General features: G+C 57.6%; 15 protein-coding genes and 2 pseudogenes. 10 read left to right on the top strand and 7 right to left on the bottom strand.

Going from position 1 to position 17,516, the window contains the following annotated elements:
- Window positions 1–41 precede the first annotated feature (41 nt).
- Window positions 42–308, bottom strand: coding sequence for a hypothetical protein (locus AF71_RS16215; protein WP_169682133.1), 267 nt, complete (start codon window positions 306–308; stop codon window positions 42–44).
- A 54-nt stretch (window positions 309–362) separates the two neighbouring features.
- Between AF71_RS16215 and AF71_RS16210 the strand changes: the two genes are divergently transcribed.
- Window positions 363–2,072 (top strand): cyclic nucleotide-binding domain-containing thioredoxin-disulfide reductase, encoded by a 1,710-nt coding sequence (locus AF71_RS16210; protein ID WP_169682132.1) that lies wholly within the window; start codon window positions 363–365, stop codon window positions 2,070–2,072.
- A 19-nt stretch (window positions 2,073–2,091) separates the two neighbouring features.
- Here AF71_RS16210 and AF71_RS16205 read toward each other — a convergent pair whose 3' ends face one another.
- Both AF71_RS16205 and AF71_RS16200 read right to left on the bottom strand, forming a co-directional pair.
- On the bottom strand, window positions 2,092–4,935 hold the full coding sequence (locus AF71_RS16205; RefSeq protein WP_169682131.1) for a winged helix-turn-helix domain-containing protein: 2,844 nt from the start codon (window positions 4,933–4,935) through the stop codon (window positions 2,092–2,094).
- 353 nt (window positions 4,936–5,288) lie between these two features.
- Window positions 5,289–6,395, bottom strand: coding sequence for an NADH:flavin oxidoreductase/NADH oxidase (locus tag AF71_RS16200; RefSeq protein WP_169682130.1), 1,107 nt, complete (start codon window positions 6,393–6,395; stop codon window positions 5,289–5,291).
- Between the two features lie 429 nt (window positions 6,396–6,824).
- Here AF71_RS16200 and AF71_RS16195 point away from each other — a divergent pair, with 429 nt between their 5' ends.
- The 6 genes and pseudogenes from AF71_RS16195 to AF71_RS16170 all read left to right on the top strand — a co-directional run bounded on the left by AF71_RS16195 (window position 6,825) and on the right by AF71_RS16170 (window position 11,740).
- On the top strand, window positions 6,825–8,357 hold the full coding sequence (locus tag AF71_RS16195) for a winged helix-turn-helix domain-containing protein (protein WP_169682129.1): 1,533 nt from the start codon (window positions 6,825–6,827) through the stop codon (window positions 8,355–8,357).
- 267 nt (window positions 8,358–8,624) lie between these two features.
- Entirely contained in the window at window positions 8,625–9,380 is a 756-nt protein-coding gene (locus tag AF71_RS16190) for an alpha/beta hydrolase (RefSeq protein WP_169682128.1), read from the top strand.
- A 121-nt stretch (window positions 9,381–9,501) separates the two neighbouring features.
- Entirely contained in the window at window positions 9,502–10,302 is an 801-nt protein-coding gene (locus AF71_RS16185; RefSeq protein WP_169682127.1) for a type 1 glutamine amidotransferase domain-containing protein, read from the top strand.
- Between the two features lie 116 nt (window positions 10,303–10,418).
- The gene (locus AF71_RS16180) at window positions 10,419–10,718 is read left to right on the top strand and encodes an antibiotic biosynthesis monooxygenase (RefSeq protein ID WP_169682126.1); all 300 of its coding nucleotides are present in this window, start codon (window positions 10,419–10,421) and stop codon (window positions 10,716–10,718) included.
- A 383-nt stretch (window positions 10,719–11,101) separates the two neighbouring features.
- Window positions 11,102–11,294: pseudogene (locus tag AF71_RS31755) on the top strand (type II toxin-antitoxin system HicA family toxin).
- 5 nt (window positions 11,295–11,299) lie between these two features.
- On the top strand, window positions 11,300–11,740 hold the full coding sequence (locus tag AF71_RS16170; RefSeq protein ID WP_169682125.1) for a type II toxin-antitoxin system HicB family antitoxin: 441 nt from the start codon (window positions 11,300–11,302) through the stop codon (window positions 11,738–11,740).
- A gap of 42 nt (window positions 11,741–11,782) precedes the next feature.
- Here AF71_RS16170 and AF71_RS16165 read toward each other — a convergent pair whose 3' ends face one another.
- Window positions 11,783–13,159, bottom strand: coding sequence for a PLP-dependent aminotransferase family protein (locus AF71_RS16165; RefSeq protein WP_169682124.1), 1,377 nt, complete (start codon window positions 13,157–13,159; stop codon window positions 11,783–11,785).
- Between the two features lie 314 nt (window positions 13,160–13,473).
- On the opposite strand from AF71_RS16165, the gene AF71_RS16160 reads away from it, so the two are divergent.
- Both AF71_RS16160 and AF71_RS16155 read left to right on the top strand, forming a co-directional pair.
- Window positions 13,474–13,890, top strand: a complete 417-nt coding sequence (locus AF71_RS16160) for a DUF983 domain-containing protein (protein WP_169682123.1) — start codon at window positions 13,474–13,476, stop codon at window positions 13,888–13,890.
- A 53-nt stretch (window positions 13,891–13,943) separates the two neighbouring features.
- Entirely contained in the window at window positions 13,944–14,318 is a 375-nt protein-coding gene (locus AF71_RS16155) for a DUF983 domain-containing protein (RefSeq protein WP_169682122.1), read from the top strand.
- 471 nt (window positions 14,319–14,789) lie between these two features.
- Here AF71_RS16155 and AF71_RS16150 read toward each other — a convergent pair.
- The 3 genes and pseudogenes from AF71_RS16150 to AF71_RS16140 form a co-directional block, all read right to left on the bottom strand.
- A pseudogene (locus AF71_RS16150) lies at window positions 14,790–14,948 on the bottom strand (3,4-dihydroxy-2-butanone-4-phosphate synthase); the annotation flags it as partial.
- Between the two features lie 221 nt (window positions 14,949–15,169).
- Window positions 15,170–15,892 (bottom strand): aspartate/glutamate racemase family protein, encoded by a 723-nt coding sequence (locus tag AF71_RS16145; protein WP_169682121.1) that lies wholly within the window; start codon window positions 15,890–15,892, stop codon window positions 15,170–15,172.
- Between the two features lie 22 nt (window positions 15,893–15,914).
- Window positions 15,915–16,544, bottom strand: a complete 630-nt coding sequence (locus AF71_RS16140; RefSeq protein ID WP_037135497.1) for a flavin reductase family protein — start codon at window positions 16,542–16,544, stop codon at window positions 15,915–15,917.
- Window positions 16,545–16,674: 130 nt separating this feature from the next.
- Between AF71_RS16140 and AF71_RS16135 the strand changes: the two genes are divergently transcribed.
- Window positions 16,675–17,352: a GntR family transcriptional regulator gene (locus AF71_RS16135; protein ID WP_037135495.1), complete on the top strand. Its 678-nt coding sequence runs from the start codon at window positions 16,675–16,677 to the stop codon at window positions 17,350–17,352.
- Window positions 17,353–17,516: the final 164 nt, after the last annotated feature.

Genomic DNA, 17,516 nt, shown 5'->3' with positions numbered 1-17,516 from the left:
TGAATTGGATGCAGGCTAACATCTCATTCTGGCAACGCACGCTAAACGCCGTCAATGCGCGTGAAATCCGGCATGCCATTTCTCTTGCTCGACTTAGCAACGCCCATCGTGCGAAGGGAACGGGTCTTCAGCACCAGTCGTTCAGGAGCTGTGTTGCAGCTACCCAACGTCATTCGCATGCCTGGGAAGCGACCGATCGCCTCGTCGTTCTTGAAAAGGGCCGTCGCGCTCGACCCGCGTACGCGTCCGGCCGTTCCCGGAATTTCGCGATGATAAGCGCCCTTTAGCAGGCCGCCCTCGGCCGGCAAGCGTAGGCTTTTCCGAGCAAGCGCACCACACGGGCTTTACCGAGGTTTTTCCCGATGGCCGACAGAGCTGACTTCAGTACTATCAGCAGCCCGGTTTCCGCCGCGCTTCGTGAAATCCCCGGTGAGGCGTTTCCCCGCCTCACGTCCGATATGGTGGAGCGCATTATCCCGTTCGGACGCAAGGATCGTTTCGATGGCGGCACGTATCTGTACGAGGTCGGCGATCGGGAGGTTGATTTCTTCGTCATTCTGAACGGATCTGTCGACGTTTTCGAAAGCGACGGACAAGGCGGACATGCGCTTATCGCCACACACCGCGAAAACCAGTTCACCGGGGAACTGCATCACTTGAGTGGCCGGGCGGTTCTCGTTTGTGGGAGAGCGACCGTTTCCACGTCCGTCATTCGTCTTTCCCGTCCATCACTACTGAGGCTGGTCAGCGCCGAACCGGATATCGGAGAGATCATCCTGCGCTCGTTCATCCTCAGACGTGCAAGGCTTCTCGAGCATGCCGAAGGCGGAACCGTGGTCGTGGGTAGTTGTCGCGCCGGAGATACGGTCCGCATCCAGACGTTTCTCGAAAGGAACGGCTATCCATATCGCTGCCTGGACACCGACACCGATGAAGTTGCGCGAGCGGCAATGGAATCCTTCCATGCCGATACCGACAACTTGCCGATCGTTGTTCTCAATGGCGTCAAGGTGCTCACTCGACCAACCAACCGTGATCTTGCCGAGGCTCTTGGGATCACGGAGCGCCTGAACCCCTCACATTTATACGACGTGGTTGTTGTTGGTGCCGGGCCGTCCGGCCTCGCCGCGGCGGTCTACGCAGCATCCGAGGGACTGGACACGCTCGTCCTGGAGGCGGTTGGCCCCGGCGGTCAGGCGAGCACGAGTTCGCGCATCGAGAACTACCTCGGATTTCCGATGGGTATTTCGGGACAGGACCTTGCGAGGCGCGCTCAAATTCAGGCTCAGAAATTTGGTGCGCGGTTCGTCGTGGCCGATGCAGCGTGTCGTCTCGATTGCACCTGCTACCCGTTTCGGGTGCACTTAGAAGCCGGCAACGTGGTGTTTGGCCGATCAGTCGTCGTCGCAACCGGCGCGCGCTACCGCCGATTGGACCTTCCGGAGTCTCCACGCTTCGAAGGAAAGGGAATTCACTACGCGGCCACCTCGATCGAGTCGCAGCTTTGCGAAGGCACCGAAGTCGCGGTTGTGGGCGGCGGGAATTCCGCCGGGCAGGCCGCAATCTTCCTGTCCGCAGCGGCCCGTCACGTGCATCTGATCGTTCGGGGCGATGGGCTGTCTGACACCATGTCGGACTATCTTGTCGGGCGCATCACCCTATCACCACGGATCACGCTGCACACTCTGAGCCAGATCACTTCCCTTGTCGGCGGAAACTACCTTTCCAGCGTCCGATGGCTGCAACACGGTAAACACGAGTTCGAGCAGCCTATTTCAAACCTGTTTCTGATGATCGGCGCGGTCCCGAACACCGACTGGCTGGATGGCTGTGTCGAACTCGACAATCGTGGCTTTATCCTCACCGGGCACGACAACAATGGTGCGCCCAGGAATTCGCCCTATGCCACCAGCGTTCCTGGCATATTCGCGGTTGGCGACGTCCGTGCCCAATCGGTGAAGCGTGTTGCCTCAAGTGTCGGCGAGGGATCAGTCGTGGTGCATTCAATCCACGGCTGGCTGACGAACAATCCGGTGCGCCGCGAAACCGCAAGCCGGCCGGCTGCCGTTTGAATATGGTCTTGGCAACTGGCTATGAACTCTGAACACGTCCAAAATTCCGCAATTCTGTCAGGAGATTTGCAGCTCTTTGCAAGTCGGGGATGTCAAATCCATCAAGGAACTGGCCGTATACCGGTTCAAGTACGCTCTCAGCTTCGTCGACCTGCATTTGGTCTCGCAAGAGAATGGCAAGATCTGTTGCACAACGAATTCTCCACGCCCATGCTCCATTTTCTTCGGCAACTGTCAAAGAACGTTGTAGGGTGGAAAGCGCTTCTTCATCGCGGCCGACGGATCGTTCCTTGACAGCTCTAAGTCGCAGTAATTCGGGCACCATCGAACGTTGCGGTCCTATCTCGAACAAGTAGTCGAGAATCTTTGCGCCTTCATCCACGTGCCCGTGCGCATAGAGAGCCCTTATCAAAAGCGCATAGTAAACGTGACGTCCCATCTGCCGAAGGCCCGTGCGGAGTTCATCAAACGCCGACATAAGTCCGTCAGGATCCGTTCGAAAGCCGGAAAGCGCGTCAATTGCTTCAACGTGGCAGTTCGCGACCGGGATCCAAGCCGGCATTCCGTGTCGGTATATCGTGTCCTTCAGTAGGTCGGCATAGTGCTTCGCCAGAGCCCATTCCTCGCATTCACTCAGCACGAAAAGTATTCCGTGCACATACGAATAGATGAGTGTCCATCCATGGTGGGCCTCCAACGCCTCGCGAGCGGTAACTCTGGCGCCGCTCAGGCCTGTTCCGGGTCTGCGGGAGCCAAGCCACTTAAGTGCGCTTATTGCAGTTTCTGATCTTATCCTAGGATCAAGATCAAAACGTGAAACGGAGCCATCGGAAGCGCCCCGCAGCTCTTGGCGCAGCGCCTCCATTCTGGCTATCGCAGGTGGATACTGGCAGTGGATAATATCCACTTCAGTAAGGAGAAACTCATGCTCCCACTTAGCAGGACGATTGTTCGATCGCATTGCGACCCGCTTCAACCCCTTGAGAATCTTCCAAACCTCGGTCTGGTTGCCAGGCAGGAGCCGATACCTCGCGAAGGCCCCCAGGGCCTGGCATTCGGCATTCGTATCGCCGATCTGTCGTGACAATTGGATTGCCGTCTCAAACGTTTCTGTCGCTTTCTCGGCATCAGCCGATATGTAGCTGCTCACGGCAGCCAGCCCTACAATCAGCTTGAGCTTCAGGGCGAGATCATCGCAGCCGATGCGATCGAATTCGGCAAGGGCCTGTTCACAATTCCTGCGTGCCTCTTCGCTCAACGACAGTTCATGCCATAGAGGTACCCCCGATGCGACAAGTTGCAAGCCGAGCATCGGGTCGCCACGCCGAAACAGCGCCCATCCGATGGCTCTGCGCAAATCGTCGGCATGGCCGGCATAGGCGGCGTGCCATTGTCGCGCCGGAAGCCTCGCCCGGTCTGCATTCGCACGTGCGAAGTTAGCCAGCATAAGGCGGGCGTGGGCCTTCGACGCAGCCGGCAATTCCCCCGAGGCTTCCAGCAGATTGCCTGCGAACGCCCGGGTGCTGTCGAGAAGGCGGTATCGCATCCCGCCTGCAATCTGTTCGACACTCAGCATCGACTTGGCGCGTAGCCCGGCAACAGCGTCAAAAACGGTTGTTGGATCGAGGTCAGCAACGACGCTCACAACCGCGTCCATATCGAACGTTCCCATGAAGATCGAGATGGAACGCAGCACGGCCGCCTCGCTCTTGGAGAGGAGCCCATAGCTCCATTCCAGCGTCGCGAGCAGGGTCTGTTGACGAAGAGGACCATCCTGCTCAGCTCCAACCAGTGTGGCAAAGCGATCATCAAGTTCCTTGAGAACGCCGGCAGCACTTCGGCTTGTGAGCCGAGACGAGATTAGCTCGATTGCGAGAGGCGATCCATCGAGCCGCCTGCATATCTCGGCGACCGCAGAAGCATATTCATCCTCAATCGTGTACTTCCCCTTCTCGGACGCTCGTTCGACAAGAAGTTGCGGTGCCGAATATCGAACGACCTGTTCGGCCGTGTAGGTCCGGCCAGTCGGCGGAACCTCCAAAGGAGAAAGCCAGAAGACCTCTTCTCGCTTCGCCCGGAGAGCCTGGCGGCTCGTTGCGACGATCCTGACGTCCCTCGTGTTTGCGAGGATGACGTCGCAAAGATGCGCGACGGCGTTGAGCACATGCTCGCAGGTGTCCAGCAAGAGCAAAGCCTTCCGTCGAGCGAGGATCGATGATATCGCCTCAAGTCGATCCTGAGTTGAGCTTATGCCAAGTGCGGCGGCAACCGAGGGAATGACGAATTCCTCGCCGGTCGCCCGAGAGAAGTCAATGAAGGTGACGAGGCCTCCCTCCTCGTCTTCGATGAGTTGCACGGTGGCGACGGCCAACGTTGTCTTTCCAATGCCGCCGGGGCCAACGATCGTCGTCAGACGGTTAGCGGCAATCTTGTCTCGCAGCTCGGCGATTTCGGCATCGCGCCCGATCACCGTACCCAACTCGGGAAAGCGGGTGTTGGCCACAACAGGGAGATCCGCGATGCTCTGCATCTCTCCGGACGGTATCTGATCGCTTAGCCAGTAGCCGCGGCCTATCAGTGTCCTGATATAGTCCTCCGCGGGAGAATATTCCCGCAGCGCTCGCCTCAGCGAGGCGATTGTCACTTTCAGATTGGCTTCATGGACAAAGATGCCGGGCCACGCAGCGTCGTAGAGTTCTTCCTTGCGAACCAACTCGCCCTTCTTCCGGGCCAAGGTTACGAGCATCTCCATTGCCCGACCGCCAAGCTGAACCTCCTCGGAGCCGCAGAACAAGCGACGCTGCTCCCTGTGAAGGCTAAAGGGGCCAAAAGCGACCACCTCGTACGGTTCCGTTGATGCCATGTGTTCCTCTTCGCGCGCTTTGGTCGGCCGCACAAAAAAATATGTCGAGGTCACTATCGCGCGAGCGGATACGGTAATTTCAGTTCGCCACGCAGTGGGCTGTCTGCCAATGGATGCTACAAATAGACCAATCTACCGCAATTGGTTCTTGCGTATCACCACCATCGCTCGCCGGCAAATTCTGCCGATGCAACTCAATGCCGTGTCGTTTGCTCTAATTCCATTGCCCCGCCGCTATTTGGGCTAACCAGCGGCTCGGTATTCCCGAAAGCAGTCGGGCGGTCGTAGTATTAACTCATTTGATGAGACTGAGTCACCTCCACCAAGTGGCAACCCCAAGCCCACCTTGTATGTCATTCGTTTTCGAACAGGTTATTGAATCGACTGGGCTGTGACCGAAGGTATTGCTTCGGGACCTGTACCTTGCCGCCAAGCTGCGCGGCGGCATGCCAGGGCCAGTTTGGATCGAACAGGATGGTCCTGGCAAGCGCCACCATGTCCGCATCACCCGTTCCGACGATAGCTTCAGCCTGCTCAAAACCTGTAATAAGCCCAACCGCGACCACGGGTATCTTGACTTCTTTCTTGACCGCGCGGGCAAACGGCACCTGATATCCCGGCCCGATCGGAACATGTTGGGCAGGATGCAAGCCGCCGCTGGAGACGTGTATGGAATCACAACCCCGCCGCTGCAGTTCCGCGGCGAAGTGAAGCGTTTGCTCCACATCCCAGCCTCCCTCGACCCAATCAGTGGCGGACAGCCTGATCGAGACCGGCATCTCAGCGGGTGCCACCGAGCGGACGGCATCGAATATTTCGAGAGGAAAGCGCATCCGATTTGCCAGCGATCCGCCGTAATCGTCGTCCCTGCGATTGCTTAGTGGAGAGAGGAACTGGTGAAGGAGATATCCGTGAGCCGCATGGACCTGGATCAGTTCAAGGCCGAGCTTGACGGCGCGCTTTGCTGCCGCCGCAAACGCATTCCGAACAAGCTTCAATCCCTCCTTGTCCAGGGCCGCGGGATTGAACATGCCCTTGTTGTACCGAAGTGCCGACGGCGCAAATGTTTGCCACCCGAGCGCTTCGGATGGTGAAATCTGTGCTCCACCCTTCCAGGGAACTTCAGTCGACGCTTTCCGACCCGCATGGCTGAGCTGAATTCCGATGGGCATATCCGTCCAGCGACGGATACTCTCAAGTATAAGTCCCATCGCCGCATAGCACCGCTCGTTCCACAAGCCGAGATCCGCATAGGTTATACGTCCCTCAGGAAGGACGGCGGTTGCCTCTATGGTCAGCAAAGCCGCGCCGGACAACGCCAGCTTCCCAAGATGAATGAGATGCCATTCGTTCATACAGCCCTCTTCGGCCGAGTATTGGCACATCGGGGCGATCACTATGCGATTAAGTAGGTTTAGGCCCCCAATTTTAATGGGTTTGAAGAGAGACGCTGTGGGCATTAGCTTCACTCCGTGTCAGTCGATGCGCTTTGCGACAGACTGCAGTTTGAGGCTCGGCACCCCAAGATCGGGAGCCGCCTCGCCCGGAATTCGCGTGCGGTTGCGGTAGCTCCGACCAACAGAAACGACCTCGACCCGCCCCCCGACTTGCAAATGGATTTGGAGGGGTCGTCACTCTCACCGGCCATCAGCGATCGAATTCCTCGACAAGATCAAAAACTACGCCGGCAGCGTCTCCGTCGCGCGTAAAATATTGTCAAAGCCCGTGAAATCTCCATCGCGCGCAAGCGCTCGCATCCTGGGAAACGAACCCAGCCGATTATTTACCGCATTTAACCTCCGTTGCCGGCGATGTCCTGTATTATCAGTGTGTGAACTTATGTGGATTTCACCGTGCCCACGAGGGCAAGGCCATTGAGGGGAACCGAAATGGGATTTCACGGCAGGAATGGCTATTTCGGCTTTGGGCCATATCGCCTGAATCCGGCGGCAAGGGTTCTGTTGCGAGACGATGATCTGCTTGCAATTGGTAGCCGCGCCTTCGACATCCTTGTTGCTCTGGTCCAAAACCACGGGCGCGTCCTTTCCCAAGCGGAACTTATGGCGTTTGCATGGCCCGGCCTCAATGTCGAGGCCTCAAACATACGAGTGCAAATGACACATCTGAGGCGCGAAATCGGCTGCGGCGAAAACGGCAATCGCTATATCGTCAGCGTGGCAGGTCGCGGTTACAGTTTCGTCGCTCCGGTCAAATGGGAGGACACTGCCGAACTCGAAAAAACCGTCTATACACAACTGAACCACAGTGGATCCGTCGCAACGACAACCGCCTTTCCGCCTCCGTTGAGCCATCCGGTCGGCCGCGACGAGAACGTTTCCAAACTTTCGCAGATGGTGGCGGAGCGCCGGTTCGTCACAATTGTGGGGACGGGCGGAGTCGGCAAAACAACACTCGCCATTTTGGTGGCGCACGCGCTACCCACGTTCGAGTATGCGTATTTTGTCGATCTTGGCACGATCGATGATGAAACGGCGGTATTGGGAGCGGTAGCCTCGGCTCTGGGAATTCCCCATTCAGAAGAGGATACCATAGGCGACATTGTCGGCCACCTGTCGTCACAGCGCGCCCTCGTGATTCTTGACAATTGCGAACACGTTATTGACGCCGTGACAGATATCGTGGGGTCGCTTCTGCGGCATAGTGCCAATGCGCATATTCTCGCCACGAGCCGGGAAGCCTTCCGTTTGCCCGGCGAAGGAGTTTACCTTCTCCGCCCACTTGCGGTTCCTCCTCATGCAGGTCGGTTGACCCTCGCAAAGGCGCTGCTTTGGCCGGCGATCCAGCTCTTCGTGGACCGTGCGATCGATAGCGGCTACCTGGAGCCTATGGGCACCGAGGAAGTAGCAACAATAGCGACCATCTGCAGACGGTTGGACGGCAATCCGCTGGCGATTGAACTCGTGGCAAGCCGCATGGGACCTTATGGCTTAGAGAGAGTTGCAGAACTATTGGACAATCAGCTCACCTTACGATGGAGAGGCAACCGCCACGCCAGCGCACGCCATCAAACAGCTGAAGCGATGATGGATTGGAGTTACGCTCTCCTGTCCGAACCCGATCAACAGGTATTCAGGCGACTGTCGGTATTTGCGGGCGAATTCTCCGTTGATGCTGCCATCGCGATCCTGGAAGACGATAGCCACGGGCACGCAGACATCATTGAATCGATCGGCAACCTTGTCGACAAATCTCTCCTTTCACCTCATCCGGGAACAGGACCCGCGCACTTCATGTTGACGGGGATCGCTAGGACCTATGCCGCGTATAAGCTCCTTGCCACGGGGGAGCGCGCCCTCATCGAGGAACGCCGATCTTTGTACCAAGCCCAAGCGCCCCGACAGCGCCGCGGAAGCATGGCTGTCTCTTCGCATAACGGACGGGCGATTCAATTCCAAGCGTAGTGAACCATTCTTGCAATTCCAGCGTTCGGGCAGCGACTTACGATTGCCCGACCTATTTGACACGCGCTACCGGCGGCCCACCTCGGCGCCGCCGGTCTCTGATTGACCAATTTTCCATCGGGACCAGACACAGACTTTGAGAAGACGCATACGCACGTCTAACCACGCAATAATCGCAGGATTTAACCGCAATTAATATGCGTCCGAGCCTCCCTTGGATGATTATTCCCGGTATCGCCATTGAGAGCACCTATCGGAGGATGTCGGATGTCCCGAACTCTTGGACTTCTCTTCAGCGCCCTGGTGGCGTTCGCAACCACATGTCCCGACGCTGTCGCGGCGGATCTCAAAGCCAAGACCGTCGTCCTTGTTCACGGCGCTTTCGCCGACGGATCGTCCTGGCAGAAGGTCATCCCTCTCCTGGAACGAGCCGGACTGAAAGTCATCGCCGTCCAAAATCCACTGGAATCTCTGGAAAGCGACGTGGCCTTCACGAAGCGAGCGATCCGTGATGCCGAAGGGCCCGTCGTGCTCGTCGGTCATTCGTGGGGCGGCGTCGTCATCACCGAAGCGGGCGATGCTCCGAAGGTCAAGTCATTGGTCTATGTGGCTGCCTATGCGCCTGATGTCGGAAAATCGCTGGTCGACGTCGCTTCCAAATATCCGGCCCAAGAAAGCAGGAAAACATACATCAAAGACGAGGACGGGTTTCTCAAGATAAGCGATGACGGTATCGCCAGATACTTCGCAGCCGGGCTGCCTCCGGAAGAGCAGAGGCTCGTTGCCGCTGTTCAAGGACGGCTGCACGCGAACGCCACCACCACGCCCGTCAGCCATGCCGCCTGGCGCGACAAACCGTCGTTCATGGTTGTGGCGACTGCGGATCAGATCATCGCTCCCGAGTTACAGAGGGATCAAGTGAAAACCGCGAAAGCCGAGATGGTCGAAGTGCCATCTGGTCACGTCGCGATGCTGTCTTATCCGAAGGAGGTTGCGGATCTCATTGTGAGGGCCGCTCAATAGACTGGCAATCGTGACAACGGCACAGGCAGAGCAGTACTGAAATTCCGATCGCTGGCGAGCCCAACCACTGTGGCCGTCCGCCGGCGCACAGATCTAAACCGCACCAGATCAGGAGATCGCCATGAGCAAAGGTAACGTTCTCGTCGTTGGCTCAAACGCCACCCGGATTGAAATTCAGGGAGGTAGCACCGGTCCGACCGGCCAATATCTAAACGAAACAGTGGTGCCAGCGATGGCCCTTGTTGATGCCGGATACGAGATCACGTTGGCTACCCCCGACGGCACCAAACCGCACATCGATCCCGTGTCGGACGTAGTGCAACATTTTGACGGCGACGAAGCTGCCTACAAGCGCGGCCACGCATTTTTCAAAGACCATCGAGCGATGAACGATGTCAGGACCTTGCGATCGGTGATAGAGGGCGGGCTCGATCGCTATGCTGGCCTGTTTGTGCCTGGCGGCCAGGCACCGGTCGTCGATCTCATGCAGGACCCTGATCTCGGCGAAATCCTGCGGCACTTTCACGCACGCGGGAAGCCAACGGCCCTCCTTTGCCACGGGCCAATTGCCTCGCTCGCCGCGCTACCCCACGCAAGGGAATATCGGGCGGCCCTGATTGCCGGCGACATTTCCAAAGCGTCCGAACTCGCTAGGGGCTGGCAGTATGCCAGCTATAAGATGACGGTGTTCTCAGCCAGCGAAGAGAAACCAATCGAAGAGCAGATTCTCCATGGCAAGCTTTATTTCACGATGCCCGACGCGCTGAGCATGGCGGGTGGCGAAGTCATAACGAACCCCATCGACTTCTCCCCGCATGTGGTGGAAGACCGCGAGCTTATCACGGGCCAGAATCCACGATCGGATCATCCCCTTGCAACGAAATTGATCGCCGCCCTCGACCGAGTGACGGTTTCGGCCTGAATTGATGAAGTACGGCATGAAAGGTGTTGGTGCACCTTCCATGCCGTTGTCCAGACCCACAACCTGTCATATGCCCCAACGACTCGCCCACGTGCGGTCAATCAGGAGCTTTCGGCATGACGCAAACGCCGACCAAGATCATCGCTATCCTGACCGCTCACCTTGGCAAGGCGCCCGAGTTGCGAGCATTGCTCATTGGCATGGCGCCACTTTGTAGAGCCGAGCCTGGCAATCTACGTTGGGATGTATGGTGCGACCGAGCGCATGGCGAGCGCTACATACTGGACGAACTCTACCTGGACGCAGCCGCCGTCGAGGCGCATCGCATGACACCCCACTATCAAGCTTATCTCGGCAAGATTCCTGAACTCGCTGAGCGAACGGCATGGGTCCTGGAGACGGTAGCAATCGGATAAGTGCTTGTCGGCTCCGCGCCGCCCCTGACGGTCGCGGCGCGGTGAGCAATTATTCCACCGCACGTGACCGGCGATGCTCTAGGCAAGGATAGGTCTCCTCACCCAGTCGCCACCCGTAGCAAATTCTAAGGTCGTGAACAGGATCGAACCAGAAACAATCTGCGCGAATAGCTATGTACCTGCTAAAGCTTATCTTCTTTGTTCGTCTGTGGCGCCGGTTCCCTTCGATATGTCACGACTTTCTAAGCACAAACGGGAACATGTTTCGATTGTGAAGGGTCCGTCGCGCATTGGTGGCGAGAACCTCACCTTCACTCACTGAGGATCAGGAGGCATACTATGTTGCGCTTGTCGCTATACACATTCGTGTGTATCGTCTGGGAATGGAGAGCGGTGATATCACTGTGGCCTTGCAAAAGGATGGCTGGTGCGAGGTCGCCACCAAGGGCAGCCATGTCCAGCTTAGGCATGCATTTCGAGAAACCTGCACGCGTCACTGTTCTACACCCGAAAAGGGGCATCCCAATCGGAACACTGAAGAGTATCGAGAAACAAGCCGGACTTAAACTGAGGTAGCGAACATGCGCAACTATATCGGATTGATCCATAAGGACGCTGACAGTGATTACGGCGTGTCCTTTCCCGATTTTCCTGGCCTGATCACTGCTGGAACGGACCTCGACGATGCGCGAGCTATGGCCGAAGAAGCCTTAGCCCTACACATTGAAGGTCTAGCCGAAGACGGCGAAGCAATTCCCGAACCCTCCACACTGGAGGCCGTGATGGCAGACGCGGAGAACCAAGACGGCGTTGCAATTCTAGTTGGCGTCAAGACGGAAGCCAAAAGAGCGGTTCGCGTAAATATCACTCTGCCAGAAGATGTCCTAAAGGCAATCGATGCGTTCGCCGAAGCCCATGGGTTGACCCGATCAGGCTTCTTGGTCCGAGCTGCCAAGCATGAGATCGGGCACGCAAACGACGACTACGACGATAATTACGCAGAGACACGGCTAGGGGCCTAAGCGGACGACGGTGAGGATGGTCGAGGCCTTGCGATTCTTCGGTCAGACCACCATCGTCGAGAACGCGGGCTGCTGGGCTAGAAGGTCTGCCAAAATCCGGAGGGCACGTGTAAGTTCCTCCAGGTTCACCGGAGCGCCAAGCGCAAGTCGTATGGCTTCGGGCGCGGACGCAATTGCAAAGGCGTCGCTGGTGACGATACCGATCCCTATCGAACGCAATCTGGAAACCAGTTCGCCTCGCGTCCAAGGTTCAGGAACCTTAAGCCACACGTGGAAGCCGCCCGGAGAGGATTCGACATCGAACGGAAGGAGCGCCTTGACGGAATCCAGGCGCTTCACTGTTTCCTTGACTATTTCGCCTCTGACAACATCCGCTACTCCCGTCTCTATCCATTGAGACGCGAGAGCACTCGTGAGCGGAGAAACAATTGACGCCGACGCCCGGATCGCGTTGGCCACCCTCTGCGTACGACCTTCAGGCACGGCGACATATGCGACTCGAAGGGCGGGAGACAGGCATTTGGATAAGCTCGCCACATGATAGACCGCCTCGGGCAGCAGTGCTGCGAGTGGCAGTGGCGGGGCCGGGACAAGGGCGCTATACGCGTCGTCCTCGATAATCGGCACGCCATATGTCCGCGCAACATTTACGAGATCGTGCCTTCGATGAACGGGCAGTGTCCGTGTAGTCGGATTGTGAAGCGTTGGCATACAATAGAGCGCTTTCGGCTTCGCCTCCCTGCATACCTGCGCAAAGGCGTCCGGAACAAGCCCGTGATCGTCCATTGCAACCGGTGCCAATTTGAGCCTGAGATGGGATGCGATCGAGCGGAATCCGGGGTACGTGAGTTCTTCTGCGCAGACGATATCACCAGGCTCCGTCAAGACGCTGAGAATGGCGTGAAGCGCTCCCTGCGCGCCTGAGGCGACGACCACACGATCAGGCGATATCCCCGGAAGCCGCCTTGAAAGCCAAGACGCGCCGACGATACGATCCTCCATGATGCCGCCGGGTTCCTGATACCTTAGCAGGAGGTCCAAGCCCTGTTGCTGAAGGTCTTTCGCCCCATCCCACATTCTCTGTTCCAGGACGGGATCGAGAAACCGCGGCGGCAGGTTCATGCTCATGTCGACGACGCCAGAGGGCTGTTGTGATGGTCGCGCGCCACGCTTTGATCGCACGTATGTTCCTTGACCCACCTTGCCTTCAATCAGGCCACGGCTGCGGGCCTCCGAGTAGGCTCGGCTGACTGTGGTGAAGTCGATGCCGAGGTCGTCAGCGAGTTTGCGCTGCGTTGGAAGTTGCACCCCTTCGGCCAATCGACCACTTGCGATGTCCTCGGCCAAAGCATCCGCAATCGATAGATAAATGGGTCCCTCGCGGGTGCCAAGGTAGGGTGTCCAAGATGCCGCGGTCATCGATTTTCCATTCAATGTAACTACATGGTATCCATATAAGCTCCATATATTTCTCCTGATTGTCAAGGAGCTTGGCCGGGATGAACGACTCCCAGAATTTCGGAGCCATAATAACAGAAATGATGTTTTGTCGGAGTGGTGATCGAGTGGCAGCTCCCAGATGCGTCGAGGTTGCGGCGGTGTTCAGGCTGAAATCTGAACCGGTCAATCACTTTCAGGTACGCGCCGACAGCTGCGACAAATTGTAAACTGTAGGAGTTGATTGGATTATTGTATGCATACATTAATTCAATCAATTATGGAAGTGTAACGCGATGACGGAGGAATGGCCTCCACTGCCACCCATTCAAACGGGACTGCGCGGATTGTGTCCCCAGTGCGGGCAAGGACACCTTTTTGACGGCTTCTTGACTGTCAGGCCCAAATGCGAAGTTTGCGGCCTCGACTACTCCTTCGCCGATCCCGCAGACGGGCCGGCGTTTTTCGTGATCTGCTTCACATGCGTGCCGGCCGTCGCGGTGGCATGTTGGATTGAGGTTGCCTATTCCCCCTCAATATGGGTGCACCTATTCACCTCTCTCCCGCTGGTACTGCTGGCATGTCTTTTGCCGCTCCGGCCATTGAAGGGCTGGCTGATCAACAGTCAGTTCTTCTTCAAGGCAGAGGAAGGAAAAATCGACCGCGACTACGTGAGGCCTACTGCACCCGAGCCGCAAATCGAGCACGACTGACGTCGGCTCCTGCGGGCATAGACACATCCAATCAATTCTTGGAACGCACGAAAATGACCAACCAATGGCCTCCGCTGTCGTCAATCAAAACTGAATTGCGAGGGCTGTGTCCCCAGTGCGGGCAAAGCCAGCGTTATGTTGGCTTTCTAACTGTGAAGCCTAAATGCGAAGTTTGTGGCCCCGATCGTTCTTTGGCCGCGCCGGCGGATAGACTGGCGTTCTTTGTAATTTGCTTCATATGGGTAACAGGTGTTGCGCTGGCGTGCCGGATCCAGGTTGCTTATTCGCCTTCTATCTGGGTCCACCTCTTCGCCGCTTTCCCGCCCGTGCTTCTCGCTTGTCTTCTGCCCCTTCGGGCGTTGAAAGGCCGGCTTATCAGCAGCCGGTTCTGCTTCAACGCAAAAGAGGGAATGATCGACCCCGACTAGGTTCGACGGGAGCCACGCAATCGCACACCGAGCGCGGTTGATATCGACACCAGCAATCGCAGACCGAATTGAAAACGCGTTGACGCGTCAAGCCGGAAGCCGGGGTGCTTGCGCACGGTTTCAAAGTTGGTCGTCACGATGCACAAGAGAGCCTTCAATATGGATTGGGTACCTATAGTCTTCGTTACTTTTAAGCTACTGGCGTTAGGCATAGCCATGTTCTTCGCCATCAAGTGGCACTACGATCAGGGGGAGAAGGGGGAAACGAAAGCTATGCTACGCACCGGCGGCAAGATGGCTGCAGTCTTCATGTTAGCACTAATAGGCGTGGGGCTAGTCGCCTTCACCTTTAGCAGGATGCTCGGTTTGGACTTGAGCTTCCCATGATGGTACCAAATGTGCCACGCTTAGAGACGTTCCCGGAGCGCTACATTTTCCGATTGCGTTGAACGCGATCGCCGGCGGGCCCGGTCAGCCTTGGCCCTGAAGACCGTGCCGCTTCGCGAATACTTCCAAGTCTGGAAAGTGGGCTATCGTTGCCACCTCGCAGATCACGCCCGACGGAGCAAGTCCTGCAAGCCTCGAAAGGTCGACGGCAGCTTCCGTGTGGCCTGGCCGGAACAGGACGCCGAAGAGCGACATAGCCCATTGCAACGTGCTGCTAGCGGTAGGCCCAGTCGCGTACCCTGCCACCCTAAAGCCGCGAACGCGTGCAGAGAGCGATTCTCAGAAACGCCGTGGCCAACAGACCGGGAAACGTGCTGGCGCGTCGAAGGCCGTTACTCGACGATCACTTTTTGCCGCGCGGCCGTGGTTAGGCGGTTTGCTGTTGTCGTCGTCTGGTTTCCAATTCAAGCGCAGGCAGCCACCTTGGTCTCCTTGACGCGCGGATAATCATAGGCATTGACCTTCGACGTCGTATACCCGGCACCGACCAAAGCCTCGGCTAGTTTGATCGCCGATGTTACGCCGTCAATGACAGGAACGCCCGTGGCCTCGCGCAACCGATCGCAGAGTGCCGACATGCCGGCGCAACCGAGGATGATGGCTTCGGCCCGGTCTTCCTTCTTGGCAATCTCGATCTCGCGGATCAACAACTGCTCGGCGGCAACCGGATCTTCCTCCAGCCCGAGCACCGGCAGGTTGATGGCTCGCACCTTCCGGCAATGACGCTCGGCGCCATAATCGCTCACCAGATCCTCGATTATAGGGATGGAGCGCGGCAACGTGGTGATGATCGAGAAGCGGCGACTGATGGTCATGGCGACCTGCACGGCGGCCTGGCAGATACCGATCACCGGTCCCCGCGCTACCTCACGGGCGGCATGGAGCCCCGGATCGTCAAAGCAGGCAACGACATAGGCATCGACGCCCAGATGCTCGCCCTTGCGTATTTCATCCAGCATGCCCGGTACCGCCATCGCTTCATCCGCACCACCCTCGATACTGACCGGGGCATCGAAGGGGTTGACGGCGGAGACATCCGTATCCCGCTGCTTCACACGCAGGGCACTAGCCAGCGCCTGGGCCGTCATGGACGCGGTTGAATTCGGATTGATCAAACGAATGTGCATATGGTCGAACCTTTCAAAGCCCTTATTTGTCTTGCGGCTTTATGAAATCGGCAATCGGTGGAGCCGTCAGGACGAACTGACGGTCCGACGTGATGTAATTGTCGGCGTGCAACCGAGCGATAGGCTGGTAGCGCTCAGGGTCGACATAGCGCCCCTCTTCATCCAGGCATTCGCGGCGGACGTGCATGTGAACGACTTCGCCAAGAACGAGGGTACGACGCGGGTAGTCGATCAACCGCTCGATCCGGCATTCGAAAACGCACGGTGCTTCAGCAGGATAACTCGCGTCGATCTTGCTACAGGTCTTCGCCGTCAGCCCGGCCATGGAGAGTTCGTCGATCTCGTTGTCAAACCCCAGTCCGCACACCAGCATTTGCCGGGAAATGGCCATATCCACCATGGAGATGGCGAATTCCTGCGTCCGGCGAATATTGGCCATCGTGTCTTTTTCTTCGCCGGAAAGGCGCGGTTGAATACCGAGCACCACGATGGGCGGATCGTGAGAGAAGACGTTGAAGAAGCTCATCGGCGCTGCATTGTTGTGGCCGGCTTCGGACCGGGTCGTGACAAGCGCAATCGGGCGCGGGCCGATGAAGTTCGTCAGCAGACGGTAGCGGCTTTGCGGCTCAAGCTGGGTGAAGTCGAATTCCATGATCGAGTTCCGATATTTTAATCAACAATATCGTTTCATATTGTTCACAATCTTGCAATCAAAATCCCATTGTTACGGTTGACTTTTTCTGCGGCATCACGCTCTCTACGGCCAATGGGGAGTCAACTTGATGACTGAGCAAAACGGTCCTTCTACGCAGCAGATTGTCGAGAAAGTCTGGCTGTCCATCGCCGAGCGCCGACTGCGTCCGGGGGTACAGCTGAAGGAAGAGCAACTGGCCGCGATCTTCAATGTCAGCCGCGCCCGCATCCGCCGGGCGCTGACAGTCCTGGAACGCGACGGTCTCGTCACCATCATTCCCAATCGCGGCGCCTTCGTTTCCAAGCCCTCCGTCGAAGAGGCGCGCGACGTGTTCTTCGTGCGTCGCACGGTGGAGCGTTGCGTTGTTGAGCGCCTGTGCAAGTCCGTCTCCAAAGCTGACCTGAAGCGCCTGCGCGAGCATGTTGCCAAGGAGCGCATCGCCAATACCCAGGATGTCACCACTGATATCATAAAGCTCTCCGGCGGCTTCCACCTGCTGCTTGCCGAAACCGTCGGTTCCGACTTCCTGTTCACCACCATGAGGGACCTGATCTCCCGTTCCTCCCTGATCACGGCCGTCTATCGCAACACAAACCGCTTCAACTGCGGACCTGACGAGCACGCCGAGATCGTAGAGGCGATCGCTGCCAACGATGCAGACAAGGCGACCCACCTGATGGCGCATCATCTCGAACACGTTGAATCCGAGCTCGACCTCAGCGAGATCCGCGACCTTTCTCACGACCTGCGTGCCGCGCTGGCGTGACAATCGAAGCTCGATCTTGAGCCCCCCGCTTGACGGAGAGTAGTGCCGAGCGAATGCGAGGCGATGAGAGGTTGTCTCCACGACCCTGAGGAAGCCTTCCCCTTTATCCGGTCCGTCTAGCCCCTCCGCCCGGCTGCGGCGAAGGTGGCAAGCCGCACCTTGCA

Origin of the sequence: Rhizobium sp. 57MFTsu3.2 (genome assembly GCF_012932765.1) — a bacterium.
Taxonomy (GTDB): Bacteria; Pseudomonadota; Alphaproteobacteria; order Rhizobiales; family Rhizobiaceae; genus Rhizobium; species Rhizobium altiplani.
The sequence above is the reverse complement of the archived record's forward strand: the minus strand, read 5'-3'. Positions and strand labels throughout refer to the sequence as shown.

What these genes read in the sequence shown, in the direction of transcription:
- AF71_RS16195 (WP_169682129.1), top strand. Translation starts at nt 6,825, where the DNA reads ATGGGATTTCACGGCAGGAATGGCTATTTCGGCTTTGGGCCATATCGC.
- AF71_RS16205 (WP_169682131.1), bottom strand. Translation starts at nt 4,935, where the DNA reads ATGGCATCAACGGAACCGTACGAGGTGGTCGCTTTTGGCCCCTTTAGC.
- AF71_RS16135 (WP_037135495.1), top strand. Translation starts at nt 16,675, where the DNA reads ATGACTGAGCAAAACGGTCCTTCTACGCAGCAGATTGTCGAGAAAGTC.
- AF71_RS16140 (WP_037135497.1), bottom strand. Translation starts at nt 16,544, where the DNA reads ATGGAATTCGACTTCACCCAGCTTGAGCCGCAAAGCCGCTACCGTCTG.
- AF71_RS16185 (WP_169682127.1), top strand. Translation starts at nt 9,502, where the DNA reads ATGAGCAAAGGTAACGTTCTCGTCGTTGGCTCAAACGCCACCCGGATT.
- AF71_RS16145 (WP_169682121.1), bottom strand. Translation starts at nt 15,892, where the DNA reads ATGCACATTCGTTTGATCAATCCGAATTCAACCGCGTCCATGACGGCC.
- AF71_RS16200 (WP_169682130.1), bottom strand. Translation starts at nt 6,395, where the DNA reads ATGCCCACAGCGTCTCTCTTCAAACCCATTAAAATTGGGGGCCTAAAC.
- AF71_RS16165 (WP_169682124.1), bottom strand. Translation starts at nt 13,159, where the DNA reads ATGACCGCGGCATCTTGGACACCCTACCTTGGCACCCGCGAGGGACCC.
- AF71_RS16180 (WP_169682126.1), top strand. Translation starts at nt 10,419, where the DNA reads ATGACGCAAACGCCGACCAAGATCATCGCTATCCTGACCGCTCACCTT.
- AF71_RS16190 (WP_169682128.1), top strand. Translation starts at nt 8,625, where the DNA reads ATGTCCCGAACTCTTGGACTTCTCTTCAGCGCCCTGGTGGCGTTCGCA.
- AF71_RS16160 (WP_169682123.1), top strand. Translation starts at nt 13,474, where the DNA reads ATGACGGAGGAATGGCCTCCACTGCCACCCATTCAAACGGGACTGCGC.
- AF71_RS16155 (WP_169682122.1), top strand. Translation starts at nt 13,944, where the DNA reads ATGACCAACCAATGGCCTCCGCTGTCGTCAATCAAAACTGAATTGCGA.
- AF71_RS16170 (WP_169682125.1), top strand. Translation starts at nt 11,300, where the DNA reads ATGCGCAACTATATCGGATTGATCCATAAGGACGCTGACAGTGATTAC.
- AF71_RS16210 (WP_169682132.1), top strand. Translation starts at nt 363, where the DNA reads ATGGCCGACAGAGCTGACTTCAGTACTATCAGCAGCCCGGTTTCCGCC.